16 protein-coding genes are annotated in these 14,710 nt (G+C 68.5%); 8 read left to right on the top strand and 8 right to left on the bottom strand.

Features of this window, described 5'->3' with window-relative positions:
* Positions 1–31: 31 nt before the first annotated feature.
* From OM076_RS43690 to OM076_RS43680, 3 genes are all read right to left on the bottom strand, one after another.
* Positions 32–460 (bottom strand): DUF2550 family protein, encoded by a 429-nt coding sequence (locus OM076_RS43690; RefSeq protein ID WP_270046523.1) that lies wholly within the window; start codon positions 458–460, stop codon positions 32–34.
* Between the two features lie 18 nt (positions 461–478).
* Complete coding sequence (locus OM076_RS43685; RefSeq protein WP_270046522.1) at positions 479–790, bottom strand: hypothetical protein; 312 nt, start codon at positions 788–790, stop codon at positions 479–481.
* A gap of 155 nt (positions 791–945) precedes the next feature.
* Positions 946–1,482, bottom strand: a complete 537-nt coding sequence (locus OM076_RS43680; protein WP_270046521.1) for a hypothetical protein — start codon at positions 1,480–1,482, stop codon at positions 946–948.
* Between the two features lie 375 nt (positions 1,483–1,857).
* On the opposite strand from OM076_RS43680, the gene OM076_RS43675 reads away from it, so the two are divergent.
* On the top strand, positions 1,858–2,340 hold the full coding sequence (locus OM076_RS43675; protein WP_270046520.1) for an STAS domain-containing protein: 483 nt from the start codon (positions 1,858–1,860) through the stop codon (positions 2,338–2,340).
* 56 nt (positions 2,341–2,396) lie between these two features.
* Positions 2,397–3,821: a wax ester/triacylglycerol synthase family O-acyltransferase gene (locus tag OM076_RS43670; protein ID WP_270046519.1), complete on the top strand. Its 1,425-nt coding sequence runs from the start codon at positions 2,397–2,399 to the stop codon at positions 3,819–3,821.
* 95 nt (positions 3,822–3,916) lie between these two features.
* On the opposite strand, the gene OM076_RS43665 is transcribed toward OM076_RS43670, so the two are convergent.
* The 3 genes from OM076_RS43665 to OM076_RS43655 form a co-directional block, all read right to left on the bottom strand.
* On the bottom strand, positions 3,917–4,306 hold the full coding sequence (locus tag OM076_RS43665; protein ID WP_270046518.1) for a hypothetical protein: 390 nt from the start codon (positions 4,304–4,306) through the stop codon (positions 3,917–3,919).
* 57 nt (positions 4,307–4,363) lie between these two features.
* Entirely contained in the window at positions 4,364–4,552 is a 189-nt protein-coding gene (locus tag OM076_RS43660; protein ID WP_270046517.1) for a hypothetical protein, read from the bottom strand.
* Between the two features lie 155 nt (positions 4,553–4,707).
* A complete protein-coding gene (locus OM076_RS43655; RefSeq protein WP_270046516.1) occupies positions 4,708–5,346 on the bottom strand; it encodes a hypothetical protein in 639 nt (212 codons plus the stop codon).
* A 226-nt stretch (positions 5,347–5,572) separates the two neighbouring features.
* On the opposite strand from OM076_RS43655, the gene OM076_RS43650 reads away from it, so the two are divergent.
* The 3 genes from OM076_RS43650 to OM076_RS43640 all read left to right on the top strand — a co-directional run bounded on the left by OM076_RS43650 (position 5,573) and on the right by OM076_RS43640 (position 10,621).
* A complete protein-coding gene (locus OM076_RS43650; RefSeq protein ID WP_270046515.1) occupies positions 5,573–8,449 on the top strand; it encodes a putative bifunctional diguanylate cyclase/phosphodiesterase in 2,877 nt (958 codons plus the stop codon).
* Between the two features lie 98 nt (positions 8,450–8,547).
* Positions 8,548–9,495 (top strand): GGDEF domain-containing protein, encoded by a 948-nt coding sequence (locus OM076_RS46645; protein WP_270046514.1) that lies wholly within the window; start codon positions 8,548–8,550, stop codon positions 9,493–9,495.
* Positions 9,496–9,688: 193 nt separating this feature from the next.
* Complete coding sequence (locus tag OM076_RS43640) at positions 9,689–10,621, top strand: iron-containing redox enzyme family protein (RefSeq protein ID WP_270046513.1); 933 nt, start codon at positions 9,689–9,691, stop codon at positions 10,619–10,621.
* 280 nt (positions 10,622–10,901) lie between these two features.
* Here OM076_RS43640 and OM076_RS43635 read toward each other — a convergent pair whose 3' ends face one another.
* Positions 10,902–11,132 (bottom strand): CDGSH iron-sulfur domain-containing protein, encoded by a 231-nt coding sequence (locus tag OM076_RS43635; RefSeq protein WP_270046512.1) that lies wholly within the window; start codon positions 11,130–11,132, stop codon positions 10,902–10,904.
* 226 nt (positions 11,133–11,358) lie between these two features.
* Between OM076_RS43635 and OM076_RS43630 the strand changes: the two genes are divergently transcribed.
* Together OM076_RS43630 and OM076_RS43625 are read left to right on the top strand one after the other, a co-directional pair.
* Complete coding sequence (locus OM076_RS43630) at positions 11,359–11,880, top strand: hypothetical protein (protein ID WP_270046511.1); 522 nt, start codon at positions 11,359–11,361, stop codon at positions 11,878–11,880.
* A 29-nt stretch (positions 11,881–11,909) separates the two neighbouring features.
* Complete coding sequence (locus tag OM076_RS43625) at positions 11,910–12,344, top strand: SRPBCC family protein (RefSeq protein WP_270046510.1); 435 nt, start codon at positions 11,910–11,912, stop codon at positions 12,342–12,344.
* A gap of 168 nt (positions 12,345–12,512) precedes the next feature.
* Here OM076_RS43625 and OM076_RS43620 read toward each other — a convergent pair whose 3' ends face one another.
* The gene (locus tag OM076_RS43620; protein WP_270046509.1) at positions 12,513–13,391 is read right to left on the bottom strand and encodes an NAD-dependent epimerase/dehydratase family protein; all 879 of its coding nucleotides are present in this window, start codon (positions 13,389–13,391) and stop codon (positions 12,513–12,515) included.
* Positions 13,392–13,691: 300 nt separating this feature from the next.
* Between OM076_RS43620 and OM076_RS43615 the strand changes: the two genes are divergently transcribed.
* Positions 13,692–14,510, top strand: coding sequence for a SigB/SigF/SigG family RNA polymerase sigma factor (locus OM076_RS43615; RefSeq protein ID WP_270046508.1), 819 nt, complete (start codon positions 13,692–13,694; stop codon positions 14,508–14,510).
* The last annotated feature ends 200 nt before the right edge of the window (positions 14,511–14,710 follow it).

Here is a 14,710-nt window from a genome sequence, read left to right as displayed (position 1 = left end):
GGCCATTGGCCCTCCGTTCTGATGTGCGTGTCTACGTCGACGCGACGACTGCTTCAGGTGTGTTGCGCGGTCCACGAGCGAGCTCGCTGTCGTCGCCCCGAACTGCGATCTCGGCCGTTGCGCCGCCGGTCCTGACGCGGACGACGACCGGGTGATCGCCGAGCCGCTTGACCTCGCCGGGGCGGGCCGCCTGCGGTTCGTCGGCGCCGTCGATCGGGATCAGCGCGTTGCGGAACAGCATGGGCGCCTTCGTCCAGACGAAGACGTCCCGGACCCAGTGCCCGTACCCGCGATGCCACTTCGGCCCGAGCCCGTCGATCGCTCCGCCGGTGACCCGGATCGCCCCGTGGAAGGCGCCTGGCCGACGCTTCACCCAGCGCTTGCGTGACAGCACGAGCGCGAGCAGTGCGACGACGACGATGAGGTCGACGCCAAGGACGGCGAGCAGTGCGATGAGCATCCGACACCTCGTGGTCGTTCAGCTGCCGCGACGATGATCGATCGGTCTCGCGTCGGCATCGTCCCGACGGGACGAAGCACGCGAGGGGCTAGCTGGCCCGCGCGAGCTCGGTGACGATCGCCTGCAGATCTTCGGGCCCGAGCAGGCCCTGCGCGAGGACCCGCCGCCAGTCGACTCGATGGCTTCCGCGAGGTCGCGCGCCCACACGTGCTCGACGAGGATCATGCCCGCGGCCTGGCCCGGCTCCAGCTCGTCGCCCACGCCCTCGATCTCGCGTCGTGACACGCCAAGCGTTACCGCGATGATCAGTCCGCCGGCGGCGCTGCGCATCCTCCCGAGTCGACGATCGTCGCCGGGCGATCCCGGCGACGATCGTGGTGGTGACTAGCGGCGGCGAGCGACGCGGCGAGACGTGCGTCGCGCGACTCTGCGTGATGCGAACATGCGATCTCCGTGTGTCGTGGCTTGGCGGGTGTGCGGGGGGCTTACGGCGTCGCTGTCTCCAGCGCGTGAAGCTCGTCGGCTTCCTCGCGGGAGACCAGTCCGATCTCCACCAGGTCGAGCGGGCTGATGAACGCGTCGCCGAGGCGAGATCCCCCTGCGCGGGCGACCGCGTCACGCAGCGGCACCGCCCACTGATGCTCGAGCAGGATCAGCGCCGCCGCCGAGTCGTTCGGGATCTCCTCGAGGACATCCCACGCATCCTCGTCGGAGAACACGCTCACCCCGTCGGCCGCCGCTTCGGCACCCGCTTCGGCGCCGGCGAGGAACCCTTCCTCTCCTTCGATGCCGAGGCCGACCAGCGCGCCGACGACGCTGCCGAGCTCGATCGCCTGATCCTTGGAGAGGTTGCTGAGGTGCGCCACCTCGATCTCGCCGTCGGCATCCTTGTGCACGGCAAGCGCATCGATGACGCGCACGGTGTCGCTCTCGCGCAGGCGCTCCAGTTCGGCGATGATCTCGCCGTGAAACTCGGGTTGGTCGAAGCCGAGCACGATGAGTTGCACAGGTCCGATGGCCATATCTGTCTCCTCCGTTCGGTTGACTGGTCGGAGCGTCGCCATCGTGTCGCGCCAAGCCGAGATCGTCGTCGTCCCGATTGGATGAACTCGTCAGTGCGCCAGTGAGCCGTCCCGAGTCCGACGGAGACCGGATTTGATGGGTTCCTTCTAAGCGATCCTGCCTCCAATGACCTCGGGCGGTCCAGTCGGCGCGGCTCGGGCTCGCCGAGCTTCTCGCCAACGCCGCTCACCGAGGAATAGAATCGGGGTTCGAGGAGGGCACCTGTAATCGGGGTCGGGCTCATGATCGAGCTCGGCAGCGATACCTGACTTCCGATCCGCTGACGTGAAGCGACCGATCGAGGAGTCGAGTTGTCCCCGCCAATCACCATCTCCGTGGACTCACCGGAAGCCGCCATTCGGTTCCGACTGAGCTACACACTCAACCCCTCCGGCACCGCCACGCCGCGCATCTTCCTCGCCGGCGAGCTCAGCCTCACCACCGCCGACCGCGCACGCATCGTCATCCACGACGCCCTGCACCACGCCCGCGAGTTGATCTGCGATCTCGCGGACGTCACGTTCGTCGACGTCTCAGGCGTCTGCGTCCTGCTCGACATCGCAAGCCGAGCCCAACAGGGTGACGGCCGCTTCACCGTCGCCAACCCTCCACCCATCGTTCCTCGCATCCTCAGGATCTTCGGACTCGAACACAGCCTCGAGATCGACGCGCCACCCACTGCGGCATCGATCCAGGCCCCGGTAACCACCACGACCCGCGCCGATCTCTGTAACGCGACCGTGCGAACGCGTCGGCGTCCGGTCCGCTCCGCGCCCAGCGCGCGCGACATCCGCGCGCATGAGGGCCGCACTCGATGACGGAGCCGTCGATGCCCGGCACTCAATCGGAGCATCACGGCAGGCGCCTGTCGCCCTTGGACGGCTCATTTCTGCGCCTGGAGTCCCCGCAGTCACACATGCACGTCGGGTTCAGCGCGGTGTTCGATGCGCCGTCCGGACGTCCTCGGCCGTCGGTGGAGGCGCTGCGCGAGCGGGCGGCGGGGCGGCTGCACGAAGTGCCGTGGTGTCGCTGGCGGCTGGACCCATCGCCGCTGGGGCTGTCCGAGCCACGGTGGATCGACGACGTCGACTTTGACCTTCGGGCGCACATCGTGGCGCTCACGCCCCCCGACGACCGGGTCAGCAGCGCGAGCTTCGAGGCGCTGCGCTCGACGGTCCTCTCCGCTCCGCTGGACCGATCGCGGCCGCTGTGGCAGATCTTCCTGGTCCCCCAGCTCGAGGACGGGCGGGTGGGGATGGTGGGGAAGATCCACCACGCGCTCGTCGACGGGCTGGCCGCGCTGCAGATCGTCAGCTTGATTCTCGATTCCGAGCCCGACGTGGCGTCGCAGCCCCCGGTCCCCTGGCAGCCCCAGGGTCGGCCCGGTCGAGTCGGTTGGGCGCTGGACGCGATGACGCGGGGGTTCGCCGATGGCGTCGGCGCGCTCCGCACCGGCGCAACCGCGGCCGCGCACGCGCCCGACACCGCGGCGAATGCTCTCCGGGATGCCAGGCGCGTGCTGGGCGCTGCCGCCGAGGAAGCGTTTTCACCGGCGCCGCCAAGCGCGCTCAACGTCCCGATCGGCGCGCGCCGCACGCTGGTCGGCTACCACGCACGGCGCGACGAGCTCCGAGCGGCGCGTCGCATCGGCGGCACGCTCAACGACGTCGGCCTCGCCGCGGTCGCCGGCGCGGTCCGCGCACTTCTCCAGCGCGAGGACGAGCAGCCACTGCTCCAACCGCTGAAGGCAATGGTTCCCGTGAGCATGCGCCGCCCCGGCGACACCGCCGCCGGCAACCAGATCTCCATGATCACCATCGCGCTGCCTGTCCACCTGGACTCCGCGCTGGAGCGCCTGGACTGGGTCCGCGAGCAGACCCAGGGGCTCAAGCAGACCGACCGGCCGATCGGAACCCGGACGCTCTACCAAGCCGCGGGCCTGCTCCCGGCGCCGCTGCGATCGCCGGCCGCCAAGGCGATGGCCGCGCCGCGGCAGTTCAACCTGACCGTGTCACAGTCGCCCGCCCCGAGAGGATCGCTCTACCTGCTCGGATGCGCACTTGGAGAGGTCTACTCCGTCGTGCCGATCACCCAGGGCCACGCCCTCGCGATCGGAATGGTCCGCTACCGCCAGGAGCTCTTCTTCGGCTGCTACGCCGACCCAGACGCACTTCCCGAGGTGCGGCACCTCCCCGCGTACATCGCGGAGGAACTCAGTGAGCTCGGCCGAATGGCGACGCGCGCTCGCGCCGAGACACCCGCATCCCGCTCACCTCAGCCAGACGCATCCACTCACTGACGAAAGCCACGGCCCCAAGGCTCGCCAACGGTCACAGGTGCCCGCATCGCGCACCGCCCCGTCGATGATGCGGCCTGCGGCGCTCGATCGTGCCGCTAGGCGAGGTTCGGATCGATCTCGTGAGCGAGCGCCCGGGCTGCATCCGCTTCCGGGCCTGACGTCGCGCTTCGAGGATCGGTCTCGACGAGCAGTTGCAGCAGAGCGCTCGGTTTCTCGATCATCTCGTAGCCGTCGAACGATCCCACGACGGTCTCTAGGTCAGCAATGACGTGGCCGGGGAGTACCACGAAGTGCCGCGGATCAGTGCGGACCTCTTCGTACTGCTCGCGCGTCAGTTCGATGCGTTTGCGGCACGGCTGCTCGGCACACTCGCAGAGGTAGAGCTCCGTTCGGCCGTCGGCGTGCCGCTCTTCCCATCGCGCCGTGCGTTCGTTGGCGATACGGAACGCCGCTTCGATAAGGCCGACGTCGCGCGCGCGATCCACTGACTGCTTCACCTTAGTACAGCGGCTCGTGATAGGGGCAGACGCCGCGGGAGGGCCTCAAAAGCCCGCGAGCCCGCCGCCGAGGTTGCTGAGCACGTCCCCCGGGTCTATGCCGAGCTTGCTCAGCACATCGGCATGCTTCTCGGTGTCAACGGTGTCGGGCAGCTCACTGCCCGCCTGCTCGGCCTTGTCGTGCTCTCCGCGTGAACGGAGCAGCTCGAGGATCTTGTCCTTGGGGATCTCCATGACCAGGCCCTACCCACGCGCGACACGGACCGCTCTCGAGGGTCCGCGATCGAACGGGTCGCTTTCAGACGGTCGCCGGTGCCGGCGCAGATATGGGCGCGTCGGCGAGCTCGGCGTCCGCCGGGTCCTCGCGGACCCGGCGGACGGGAGGCGGGTCAGCGTGCGCGGGCCCAGGGGTCGACGTAGACGTCGTCGATCTGGTAACTGGCGTCCTTGCCGGTTGTAAAGCGGAAGGCGACCGGGGCGGCGGCGACTGTCGTCTTTGAGGTGAAGACGTCGATGCCGACCATGCCTGTGGGCTGCCAGGCGTTCGTGGCGGTCGTGTAGTCCACGGGCTTGGTGTTGGTGATGTTGCCCTTGGCATCGAAGTAGAGGACTTCGATCTTCAGCACACCCTTGAGGGAGCCGGTGTTGCGAGCGAACAGCCGGAAGTGCGGGTAGGTCTCGTCGATGCACAGCGGGGCGGTGATCGCCGAGGAATTCGCGGGCAGGGCGAGCGCGGAGTTGTCAGCGGCGCCGCCGACCTTCCACGGTTCGTTGCCTGCGATGACTCTGGCGGACCCGGTCAGGATCCAGCCGGTGGCCGCGTTCTCGAGGCCGGCGTTGGGCACCGGGGTGTAGAGGTTGGCGTCGTTCCAGGTCGAAAAGCTCTGGGTGAGCGTGGGCTGGGGGGCGCAGTTGTAGGGGTTGGCGATGGCTGCGGCGTGGGCCGGGGTGACGATCAGGGCTGCGGCCCCGAGGGTGGCGGCGAGCAGCCGCGAGCGCTTCCTGCGCCCGCTGATGATGATCGGCATTCTGGTGTGGACCTCCATGTCTTGAGCCGCGCGGAGCGCGGTCGTCCGTCAAGAGAACGCGGGGCGCCCTCTTGACCGTTCAATCGGTCCTGCGCGGCGAGCCTTTATGGCAATTCTCGGTGTACTGGACGAGTGGACGATGCCCGCGAGCCACTCGCGGTTATGTCCATTACGTCGGATGTCTCGTGCGCTCAACTCGAGCGTACCTTCGCCGACTGCTTGGGGAATGGCAGCGCGCCTTGAAGACTTGTCCCCCGCAGAGCTCGACCACATCGAGCAATCGCGCGTACGTGCCGGCCAGAGGGCGGAGCGGCGTGAACTGCTGACCGAGTTCGCGGTGAGCTCGCTCGTCGTGGTCGCAGCGACAGCGATGGCGCTCTTGGCCGGGCACGAGCGAGGCGGCGCGGGCACATTGGTGTGGATGGCCGCGCTGTGCGCGGTGCTGGCGCAGATCCAGTTCGAGGTCGGCGAGGGCTACACCCGTCCGATTCAGCTCGTGTTCGTCCCGATGCTGCTGTTGCTCTCCCCCGGCCTGGTCCCGCTGGCGATCCTGCTCGCGCACCTTCCCGTGCCGGTGCTGCGGGTGGTGCGCGGCGATGCGCCGCTACAGCGCCTGCTGCCGACGATCGCGGACTGCGCGTTCTCGCTCGCCCCGGCGCTGGTCATCCTCGTCGCGGGTGTGCCGGATGGCTTGTGGAGTGTCGCGGCGGTGTGCCTGCTCGCACTCGGGTCGATGGTCGTCAGTGACCTTGCCGTCTCGTCGCTGCGGATGCGAGTCGGCCTGGGCATGGACCCGCGTGCCGAGCTCCGGGGCTTCGCCTGGGTCTATCTGATCGATTTCTGTCTGGCTCCGATCGGCTTCTTCGCCGCGCTGGCGGCCAGGGGACATCCCGCGATGCTGGCCGGCGTGTTGCCCATCGCCGGTCTACTGGTCATCTTCGCCCGCGAACGGCGCGGGCGGATCGCCAATGCCATGGCTTTGCAGCAAGTGGCCCAGGAGAGCCGCGATCGGCTCCAGTCGATCGTGCAGAACTCCTCGGACTGCATCGTCATCGTCGACGCCCGAGCGACGATGACCGCGCTCACCGGTTCCGTGCGCCCGATCTTCGGCCCCGACTGGGAGCGGGCACAGGGCGGGCGGCTCCTCGAACGAGTACATCCGGACGATGTCCCGCTCGTCTGCGCCTTCCTGGAGTCCGTTGCGGGCAAGCCGGCGGACGAGCCTCAGGCAGCGGAATGGCGCATGCGCTACGCCGACGGCAGCCATCGGCACATCGCCGCAATGGCGACCAATTTGCTCGGCGATCCCCGGGTCGCCGGCATCGTCATCACGGCCAGCGACGTCGAGGACCGCAAGGCGTTCGAGGAGCAGCTTCGACACCGCGCCTTTCACGACGCGCTCACGGGTCTGGCCAACCGCGCGTTGTTTTACGACCGCATCGAACACGCCTTGGGAAGCAGGCCCCGGGCAGCGGCGGAGGTGGCCGTCCTGTTCGTCGACCTCGACGACTTCAAGGCCGCCAACGACGCCCGAGGTCACTCGGAAGGCGATCGCCTGTTACAGGAGGCCGCGCGTCGGCTGACCGCGTGCCTGCGCTCTTCGGATACCGCGGCGCGGCTTGGCGGCGACGAATTCGGCGTACTGATCGAAGGCGTCACCGACCCAGCCACCGCAACGGCGGCAGCCGCCCGCATCCTTGATGCCCTCGGTCATCCGATCGAGCTCACGGACGGCCCGATCAGCATCTCGGCGAGCATCGGCATCGCCGTCAGCGCCGGAACGGACCGCGGCGTCGAAGAGTTCTTGCGCAAGGCGGACCTCGCGATGTATGAGGCCAAACGCAACGGCAAGCACCGCGCCGAGCTCTTTCACGCGGGTCTTGAACGGCTCGGCGCCGAGCACGGACCGCGTGGCCAATGGTTCGCACGCGACGACGAGCAGCGCGCCGAGATCGAGGACGTCCTGCAGGACCCGGACGCCATCCGCATGGTCTTTCAACCGATCATCGACCTCCGCACCGGGCGTATCGCCGGTTACGAATCACTGGCGCGCTTCAGTCGCGAGCCACGCCGCGGCCCGGACGTCTGGTTCGCCCAGGCCCACCGCTGCGGACTCGGCTACGAGCTCGAAGCCAAAGCCATCGCCTGCGCGCTGGCCACGCCCGACCGCCCGCGCGGCACCTATCTGACCTTCAACCTCAGCCCCTCATCGCTGCTAGCCGACGATGTCCTGCGCGTGTTGCCTGCGCGGCTTGACGGGCTCGTGGTGGAGATCACCGAGAACGAGCTCGTCTCCGGCGACGCGGCCATCACCGCCGCCCTTGATGACCTCCGCGCCCGTGGCGCGCGCCTCGCGGTCGATGACACGGGCGCCGGCTACGCCGGCTTGACGCACGTCATGCGCCTGCAGCCGGACATCATCAAACTCGACCGTGCCCTCACCAGCGGCGTTGACCACGACCCCGCTAAAGCGCCGCTGATCAGTTCCTTCGTGCGCTACGCCCGCGACATCGACGCCGACGTGTGTGCCGAAGGGATCGAAACGCGCGCGGAACTGGAATGCCTTGCCGACCTCGACGTCGCCTACGGCCAGGGCTATGGCATCGCACGGCCTTCGCCCCCGTGGACCGGCATCGCGCCCGACGCGACCGCCGCGTGCCTGCGCGCGTTCGAGACCACGCTGGCTGACACCAACGACTCGCCCGCACGAGCTGATCACGACCGCCGCCTGGAGATTCTCGTCCGTCGCCTCGCAGAAGTCACGACCGCCGAGGAACTGCATGCCTGCCTCGGTCCACTCGCCGATGAGCTCGGAGCCGACGAAGTCCGCCTGGTTGAGGGCTCCGATCGGCAGGCGGGGCAGCTGCTCGTCGATGACCCCACCGCCGATGCCCGTGTTGTCACGGCGCTGCGGAGCGAAGGGTATGCCTCGCGGCTGAGCCTGCCGGTTCACAGCGGCGGGCACGTCATCGCGCACCTCGAGGCGTACGCGCGACAGCAGCGCCCGTGGAGCCGTTTCCAGGTTGGCCGGGCCCGTCTGGTCTGCTACCAACTCGGGCCGCTCCTCACCAGCCTGCACGCTGCCACGGTCGGATCCCCATGACCCAGCGAGGCTCCTGGCTGCTGCCGGACGGCGTGGATCGCGAGCGGATGCTCGAGATGGATCGGCAGCTGCAGCCCGTGCGCCGGGCGTCCTTCGGCGTGCTCGCGCTCGCGCTGGTGGCTTCCGGGCCGTGGCTCGGTTGGTGGACACTCCTCCCGCTTGCGCTCGCCGGCGCGATGTTCCGCCTCGCCGACACCCGCATCGCACACGTCACGACCCCCGAGTACGCGCTCTTCGCGGCGTGGCTGGGCTCGCAACTGATGATCGTCGGCAGCGTGGTGCTGACCGGTGGCGCTCAGGCACCGATGCTGCCCTGGCTGGCGATCCCGCTCATGACCCTCGGAGCGCGGTTCTCCGAGCGTGGCATTGCCGCCGGTCTGGGGCTGTCGCTGCTGCTGCTCGTCGGCGTCGCGCTCGTCACCGACTCCCGGGCCGTCTTCGACAATCCGCCGCTGCTGTTCGGCCCGCTCGCGCTGATGACGTGCATCGCGATCTTTCAGACCGTGTTGATGCGCTCAGACGTCAAGCATCGTGCCGCCGCGGTCATCGATCCCTTGACCGGCATGCTCAACCGGCAAGCGCTCACCCAACGCGCCGCCGAGCTCGAGCAGCAGTCACAGCTCACGGCACAAGCCGTCGGCCTGATCGTCGGCGACATCGACCATTTCAAGCAGATCAACGACGCGCACGGTCACGCGGTCGGAGATGCCGTGCTCAAGGACGTCGCCTTCGAACTCCGCAAGCACCTCCATGCCTACGACCTCTGCTACCGGATCGGCGGCGAGGAATTCCTCGTCTTGCTCCCCGGCTCAGACCTCGAACAGACGCGCAGGCTCGCCGAGTGCTTGCGCGCCTCGATTGCGGGCCAACAACACGGCGGCCTGTGCGTAACGATGAGCTTCGGCGCCGCCGCCTCGGGCCACGAGACGCCCTTCAGCTACAGCCAATCCTTCTTCGAGGCCGACGCCCGCATGTACGCCGCCAAACGGACCGGCCGAGACCGCGTCTGCTGGCAATCCCCCACCGGTGAAACGGCGACGGCCTGAGTGCGGCCTAGCGCGTCGAGCATTGCGGGTTGAGATCGCTTCCGGTCTCGAGGCGGGACGGCGTGCACGCGTCGGGGCACGTCACCGATGTGATCCGAGCCCGTTGCCATTCGCACGGGAGTTGGGTAGGGCCCCGTGCATGAGTTTTCTTCCTCAGCCTCGCGGTCCACTGACCGAGGCGCTCTTCGCTGGGTTGCGGAAGCCGCCTCACGCCCTCGCCGGCGTGCCCGGCGACGCCGGTCCTGAAGATCTTCAACTGGCCCTGTATTGCTGTTACGAGTTGCACTATCGCGGCTTCGAGGGCGTCGATGATCGGTGGGAGTGGGAGCCTTCGCTGCTGGCGCTGCGCGCCGAGCTCGAGCGCCGCTTCGAACGCGACCTGCTCGAGTGCGTCGGGCCACCCGGCACGCCGCCCGACCCGGCCGAGCTCGACGTGTTGCTGCGCGAGCTGATGTTGGCCGACGAGGCGCCGTCGGTGTCGACGTTCATCGAGCGCGAGGCGAGCGCCGAGCAGGTGCTCGAGTTCATGGTTCACCGCTCGGCGTATCAGCTCAAAGAGGCCGATCCACACTCGTGGGCGCTCCCGCGGCTGTGGGGGAGGCCGAAGGCGGCGATGGTCGAGATCCAGGCCGACGAGTACGGCAACGGGCGCCCGGACGACATCCATGCCCAGCTGTTCGCTCGCGCGATGGAGGCGGTCGGGCTGGAGTCGACCTACGGCGCGTATCTGGATCAGATCCCGGGGGTGACGCTCGCGACGGTGAACCTGATGTCACTGTTCGGCCTGCACCGCCGCCTGCGCGGCGCGATCGTCGGTCACCTCGCGCTGTTCGAGATGACCTCCTCCGTCCCCAACCGGCGCTACGCGAGCGGGCTGCGACGGCTCGGCTACGGCGAGGACGCATGCCTGTTCTTCGACGTACACGTCGTGGCCGACGCGGTCCACGAGAGTGTCGCCGCCGTGGATCTCGCCGGCGGCCTGGCGAAGCAGGATCCGAAGCTCGGCGCGGACGTGCTGTGGGGCGCCCGCGCGCTGCTGGAGATCGACGGCCGTTGGGCTCGCGAGACGATGTCGGCGTGGGGCGGGAACTCGTCTTCGTTGCGGCCGGCGCTCGCGCTGCGGTGACCGCAGCGCAGCTGCGGGCGGTCTTCGACGCCGCCGACCCGCTCACGATCGGCCTTGAAGAGGAGGTCATGCTCGTCGATCCGGTCACGTTCGGCCTGGCCCCGCTGGCGTCCGAGATCCTGGGCGACGAGCCGGGCGAGCGCCTGGAGGTGCTCGCACCGATCGCGGGGGCTCGGCTGCGCCGACGAGCTCGCCGGCGTCTCGCTTACGCGCAACGGTGCCGACCGACGGCGAGCCGTCGGCGTGGACAGCGTCGTGGGGTGGCTCGCCGATCGCTTCGTCAGCTGACGCGGCCGTTCTCAGCGTTGCTCGGTGCGCGAAAGCGGATCACGTTGTGCGTTCCGTCGCAGAACGGGCGCAGACGCGACTTGCCGCAGCGACACAGGGCGATCGTCTGCTCACGTCCGCCGAGCTCGATCTCATCGCCGTCCTGGTCGAGCAGCTTGAAGGACCCGCGGACCAGCAACGGCCCGTCGCGGTAGGGAGTGATCACAGTGTCAGAGTCGGCCATCCTGCGGACAGCCTCCCCACATCTCAGTGCCCGAAAAACCGACCTCTCGCTCGGGCGGGCCCAGACACGTCACGAAGGCTCCGTTGATATGCCGGTGATTGCGAGTTGGTTGCGTACGCGGTCGGCCTGCTGGTAGTAGCGTCGTTCGACGGAGGGCATTCGCGCCGGGGTCCGTCATTTGGGCAGCGTCGCCTGACTTCCGAGTTCACCACGACTCGGAGACGACATGTCTGCCATCCCCGTGTACCCCACGACCGACGACGGCTTCGCGCGAGCTCGCGAGCGCCTCGGATTCGACGACCCCGGTTGGTGCGCCCCGCGGCGCGCTCCGGTACTGGCGGCGCTGGAGGCCGCCTACCGGCTCGAGCCGGGACAGGTCCGAGCGATGCTCCGCGCACAACACGACAACCTGCTGGTGCGCGAACAGGGGCGCGCCGTGTCCCTCGGCGGCGAGGCTCGAGACGCGCTCGGCTGCCTGCGAGAAGAGGCGCGCCGGCACGGCCGGCTGGTCGCGCTCGGTCAGGCCTGGGCCGGTAGCAACCAGCTGATCGCTCTGATCACGACGCGCCATCCGGCGATCGTCCGGCAAGCCCTTGCCACCGTCGTGTCGGGCGAGGTCCTGTGCCGCGTGCTCGACGACCTCACCGACCGGCGCGTGTTCGGGCCTGACGAGGAGGATCTCCTGCGCCGGGCATGGCGCGCCGCCCACCCAGTCCCCGCCTACTTCCGGCGCTTCGCCGTGGGGTGACCAACGACCGAATGGGTAGGTCCACCCCGATGGCCTACAACGAAATCTATATCGACGCGGCGCCCGTGACGGTCCACGCCGTGCTCAGCGACGCCGGAAGCTATGCGGACTGGGTCGTTGGGGCGCGCAAGATCCGCGATGCCGACCCGCAGTTCCCCGCCGTCGGCTCACGCTTCCACCACCAGGTCGGCGTCCCTCCGCTCGTGCTCAACGATCACACCGAGGTGTTGGAACACGAGACACCGTCGAAGTTGATCCTGCGCGCCAAGACCCGGCCGTTCGGCACCGCTCGAGTCGACCTCCGCCTCGCAGCCGAGGGCGCCGGCACCCGAGTACGGATGACCGAGGTCGCAGGCGACACGCCGAGCCGGCTCCTGCTCAACCGCGTCTCGGACCCACTCGTCCACGCCCGCAACGTCCGATCGCTCCAACGACTGCGACGCCTCGCGGAACACCGCGGGTGACGTGTCATACGCCCTCCGCGGCAACGAGGCGTGGGCGGGGTACGACGAGCTGACGGTCGCCGAGGTCCAGTCGGTTCTCTCCGAAGGTGACGACGACCGCGTCAAGCAGGTTCGCCGGTAGGCGAGGTGACCCGTTTGGGCGCGCACTGCCGCTCCGCACCCACGACCTCAGCGGTTTGTTGCAGCACCGGGAACGTGGTCCCGCCAGCGATGGTTCGGGGTGAAACCAAGGATTCGATGGGCCTTGGCGGTCGAACACAATGCGGCGGTGCCGTCGATCTCGGAGCGAACCTCGACACCGGGGAAGAACGCGTCCATGAGCTCGAGCGACGGGGTGCTCATCACCGTCTCGTCGGCGGCGATCACGAACGTGTCGAAGCCTGGCTGGTCATACGCGAGGGCGTCAAGGACGGCCTGCGCGCCGTCGCGGGCATCGATGTAGGACCAAAGGTTCCATTTGCGACTCGCGGGGTCGGCCTCATAGGACGGGAACTCCTCATAGTCCGCTGGTGCCATGACATTGGAAAAGCGCAGCCCGATCAGCTTCTGCTCGGGGTCCCAGCGACAGAACTGCGCCGCCATCTCCTCCTCGAGGTCCTTGGCGAGCGAATACGCGACCTCAGGCAGCTTGGGAACGTCCTCGTCCAGCGGGACGTACACGGGCGGCCGGTTGAACGGGTAGCCGAGCAGCGTCTCGCTGGAGGCCCACACCACGTTGTGGATCTCCAGGAGCCTGGCCGCCTGAAAGACGTGGTAGGTCGCGGTGATGTTGTTCACGAAGGTGGCAGCGTTGCCGGCATGCGTCGCGCCGGGGATGGCCGCGAGATGCACGACCGCATCGACGCCGTCGTGCAGCTCGTCGATTCCCGCGAAGGCCTCGACCACCTGGCCGTAGTCCGTCAGGTCGAGCCGGGTGAAAGAACACCGCGGCTCGCGCGGAGGTGCCAGGTCGAAGTTGAAGACCTCCCAGCCATCCTCGACAAGCGCGACGACGCACGCTGATCCCAGCTTTCCGCTCCCGCCGGTCACCGCGACCTTCTTACTCATGTACGCAACGCTACATCGGGTCCCGATGTGGGGTTGCCCTCGGACGCGAAGCGCGCGAATCGCCCGAACGTAGACGCGCCAATGACAGAGCCTCGACCGCCGGTCGATTCCCCAGAGCGCCCTCCGCGCCTAGACTTCGTTTCGAGGGCATGGCAGGCGCGGTCGGGACCCCCCGGGAGCGCCGTCTGACTTCTGAATCGGTGTGCAAACAGGTTCAGGAGGTTCTGCCGTGTCTGACTTCAGATTGCTCCGCCCGCCGCTCGCGACAGGATCCGGTGGCTCGACCGGACGGTGGTGCTGATGCCGCCGGTAGACGAGAATCGATGGACCGCGACCCGCGCCCATTGGCACGCGGCGCGCCGGGCTCATGAGCGACGCCTGTTCGCGCGGCTGACGGTCGATCGCAGCCCAGCCGCGAGGGCCGCGATCGTCGAGCAGTTCATGCCGTTGGCGCGACAGCTCGCTCGCCGCTACGGCAACGTCGAAGACATCGACGATCTCGAGCAGGTCGCCGCGATCGGGCTCGTAAAGGCCATCGATCGCTTCGACCCCGACCGCGGGCTCGCGTTCTCCTCCTTCGCGTTTCCAACCATTCTCGGCGAGCTCAAGCGACACCTACGCGACCGCGGCTGGTCGGTCCGACCGCCGCGCGACGTCCAGGAACTCGCCGCGCGCGCCGAGCAGCACGCGCACGCCTTGCTCGCCGAGCTCGGCCGCTCCCCCACGGTGAGCCAGATCGCCGAACGCGCCGGAAGTACCGTCGAGCAAGTCCTCGAAGCGATGCAGGCCACCAACGCACGCCACGCTGTATCCCTCGACGAACCCATCCGCGACACCGACCCCAGCAGCCGCGCACGCGAGGTCGCGGTCGAGGAGGCCGGCTTTGCCGCTGCCGAGAACGCGATGCTGCTCGACGCGATGCTGCGGCAGCTCACCGAGCGCGAACGACGCGTCCTGGACCTGCGCTTTCGCCGTGACCTCACGCAATCGCGGGTCGCCGAGATCGTCGGCATCTCACAGATGCACGTCTCACGGATGCTTCGCACCTCACTCGCAAAGCTGCAGGCCGCCGCGGAGCAGGATCCGACCGCGCCGACGACGAGTCCACGACACCCGTGACGCTTCCGCAGTCCGGACGTGGAGTGGGCGCGTGAGAACGCTCCACGACGCAAACCGTCGGCTAATTCGGGGTCACGTCCCGTAGCGTGGTGTAGGTCGACGTCGGACGGAAACGTGGTTCCGGCCGACGCGGCACTGATGATCGTCGGACTTCTCACGGTTCGACTTTCAAAGGAGGTGCCGCGTGGCCGGTGCCGACA

Source organism: Solirubrobacter ginsenosidimutans (assembly GCF_027587205.1).
This window is presented reverse-complemented; position numbering and strand designations above follow the sequence as displayed.

What these genes read in the sequence shown, in the direction of transcription:
- OM076_RS43615 (WP_270046508.1), top strand. Translation starts at nt 13,692, where the DNA reads ATGCCGCCGGTAGACGAGAATCGATGGACCGCGACCCGCGCCCATTGG.
- OM076_RS43620 (WP_270046509.1), bottom strand. Translation starts at nt 13,391, where the DNA reads ATGAGTAAGAAGGTCGCGGTGACCGGCGGGAGCGGAAAGCTGGGATCA.
- OM076_RS43635 (WP_270046512.1), bottom strand. Translation starts at nt 11,132, where the DNA reads ATGGCCGACTCTGACACTGTGATCACTCCCTACCGCGACGGGCCGTTG.
- OM076_RS43625 (WP_270046510.1), top strand. Translation starts at nt 11,910, where the DNA reads ATGGCCTACAACGAAATCTATATCGACGCGGCGCCCGTGACGGTCCAC.
- OM076_RS43660 (WP_270046517.1), bottom strand. Translation starts at nt 4,552, where the DNA reads ATGGAGATCCCCAAGGACAAGATCCTCGAGCTGCTCCGTTCACGCGGA.
- OM076_RS43650 (WP_270046515.1), top strand. Translation starts at nt 5,573, where the DNA reads ATGGCAGCGCGCCTTGAAGACTTGTCCCCCGCAGAGCTCGACCACATC.
- OM076_RS43690 (WP_270046523.1), bottom strand. Translation starts at nt 460, where the DNA reads ATGCTCATCGCACTGCTCGCCGTCCTTGGCGTCGACCTCATCGTCGTC.
- OM076_RS43655 (WP_270046516.1), bottom strand. Translation starts at nt 5,346, where the DNA reads ATGCCGATCATCATCAGCGGGCGCAGGAAGCGCTCGCGGCTGCTCGCC.
- OM076_RS43685 (WP_270046522.1), bottom strand. Translation starts at nt 790, where the DNA reads ATGCGCAGCGCCGCCGGCGGACTGATCATCGCGGTAACGCTTGGCGTG.
- OM076_RS43630 (WP_270046511.1), top strand. Translation starts at nt 11,359, where the DNA reads ATGTCTGCCATCCCCGTGTACCCCACGACCGACGACGGCTTCGCGCGA.
- OM076_RS43680 (WP_270046521.1), bottom strand. Translation starts at nt 1,482, where the DNA reads ATGGCCATCGGACCTGTGCAACTCATCGTGCTCGGCTTCGACCAACCC.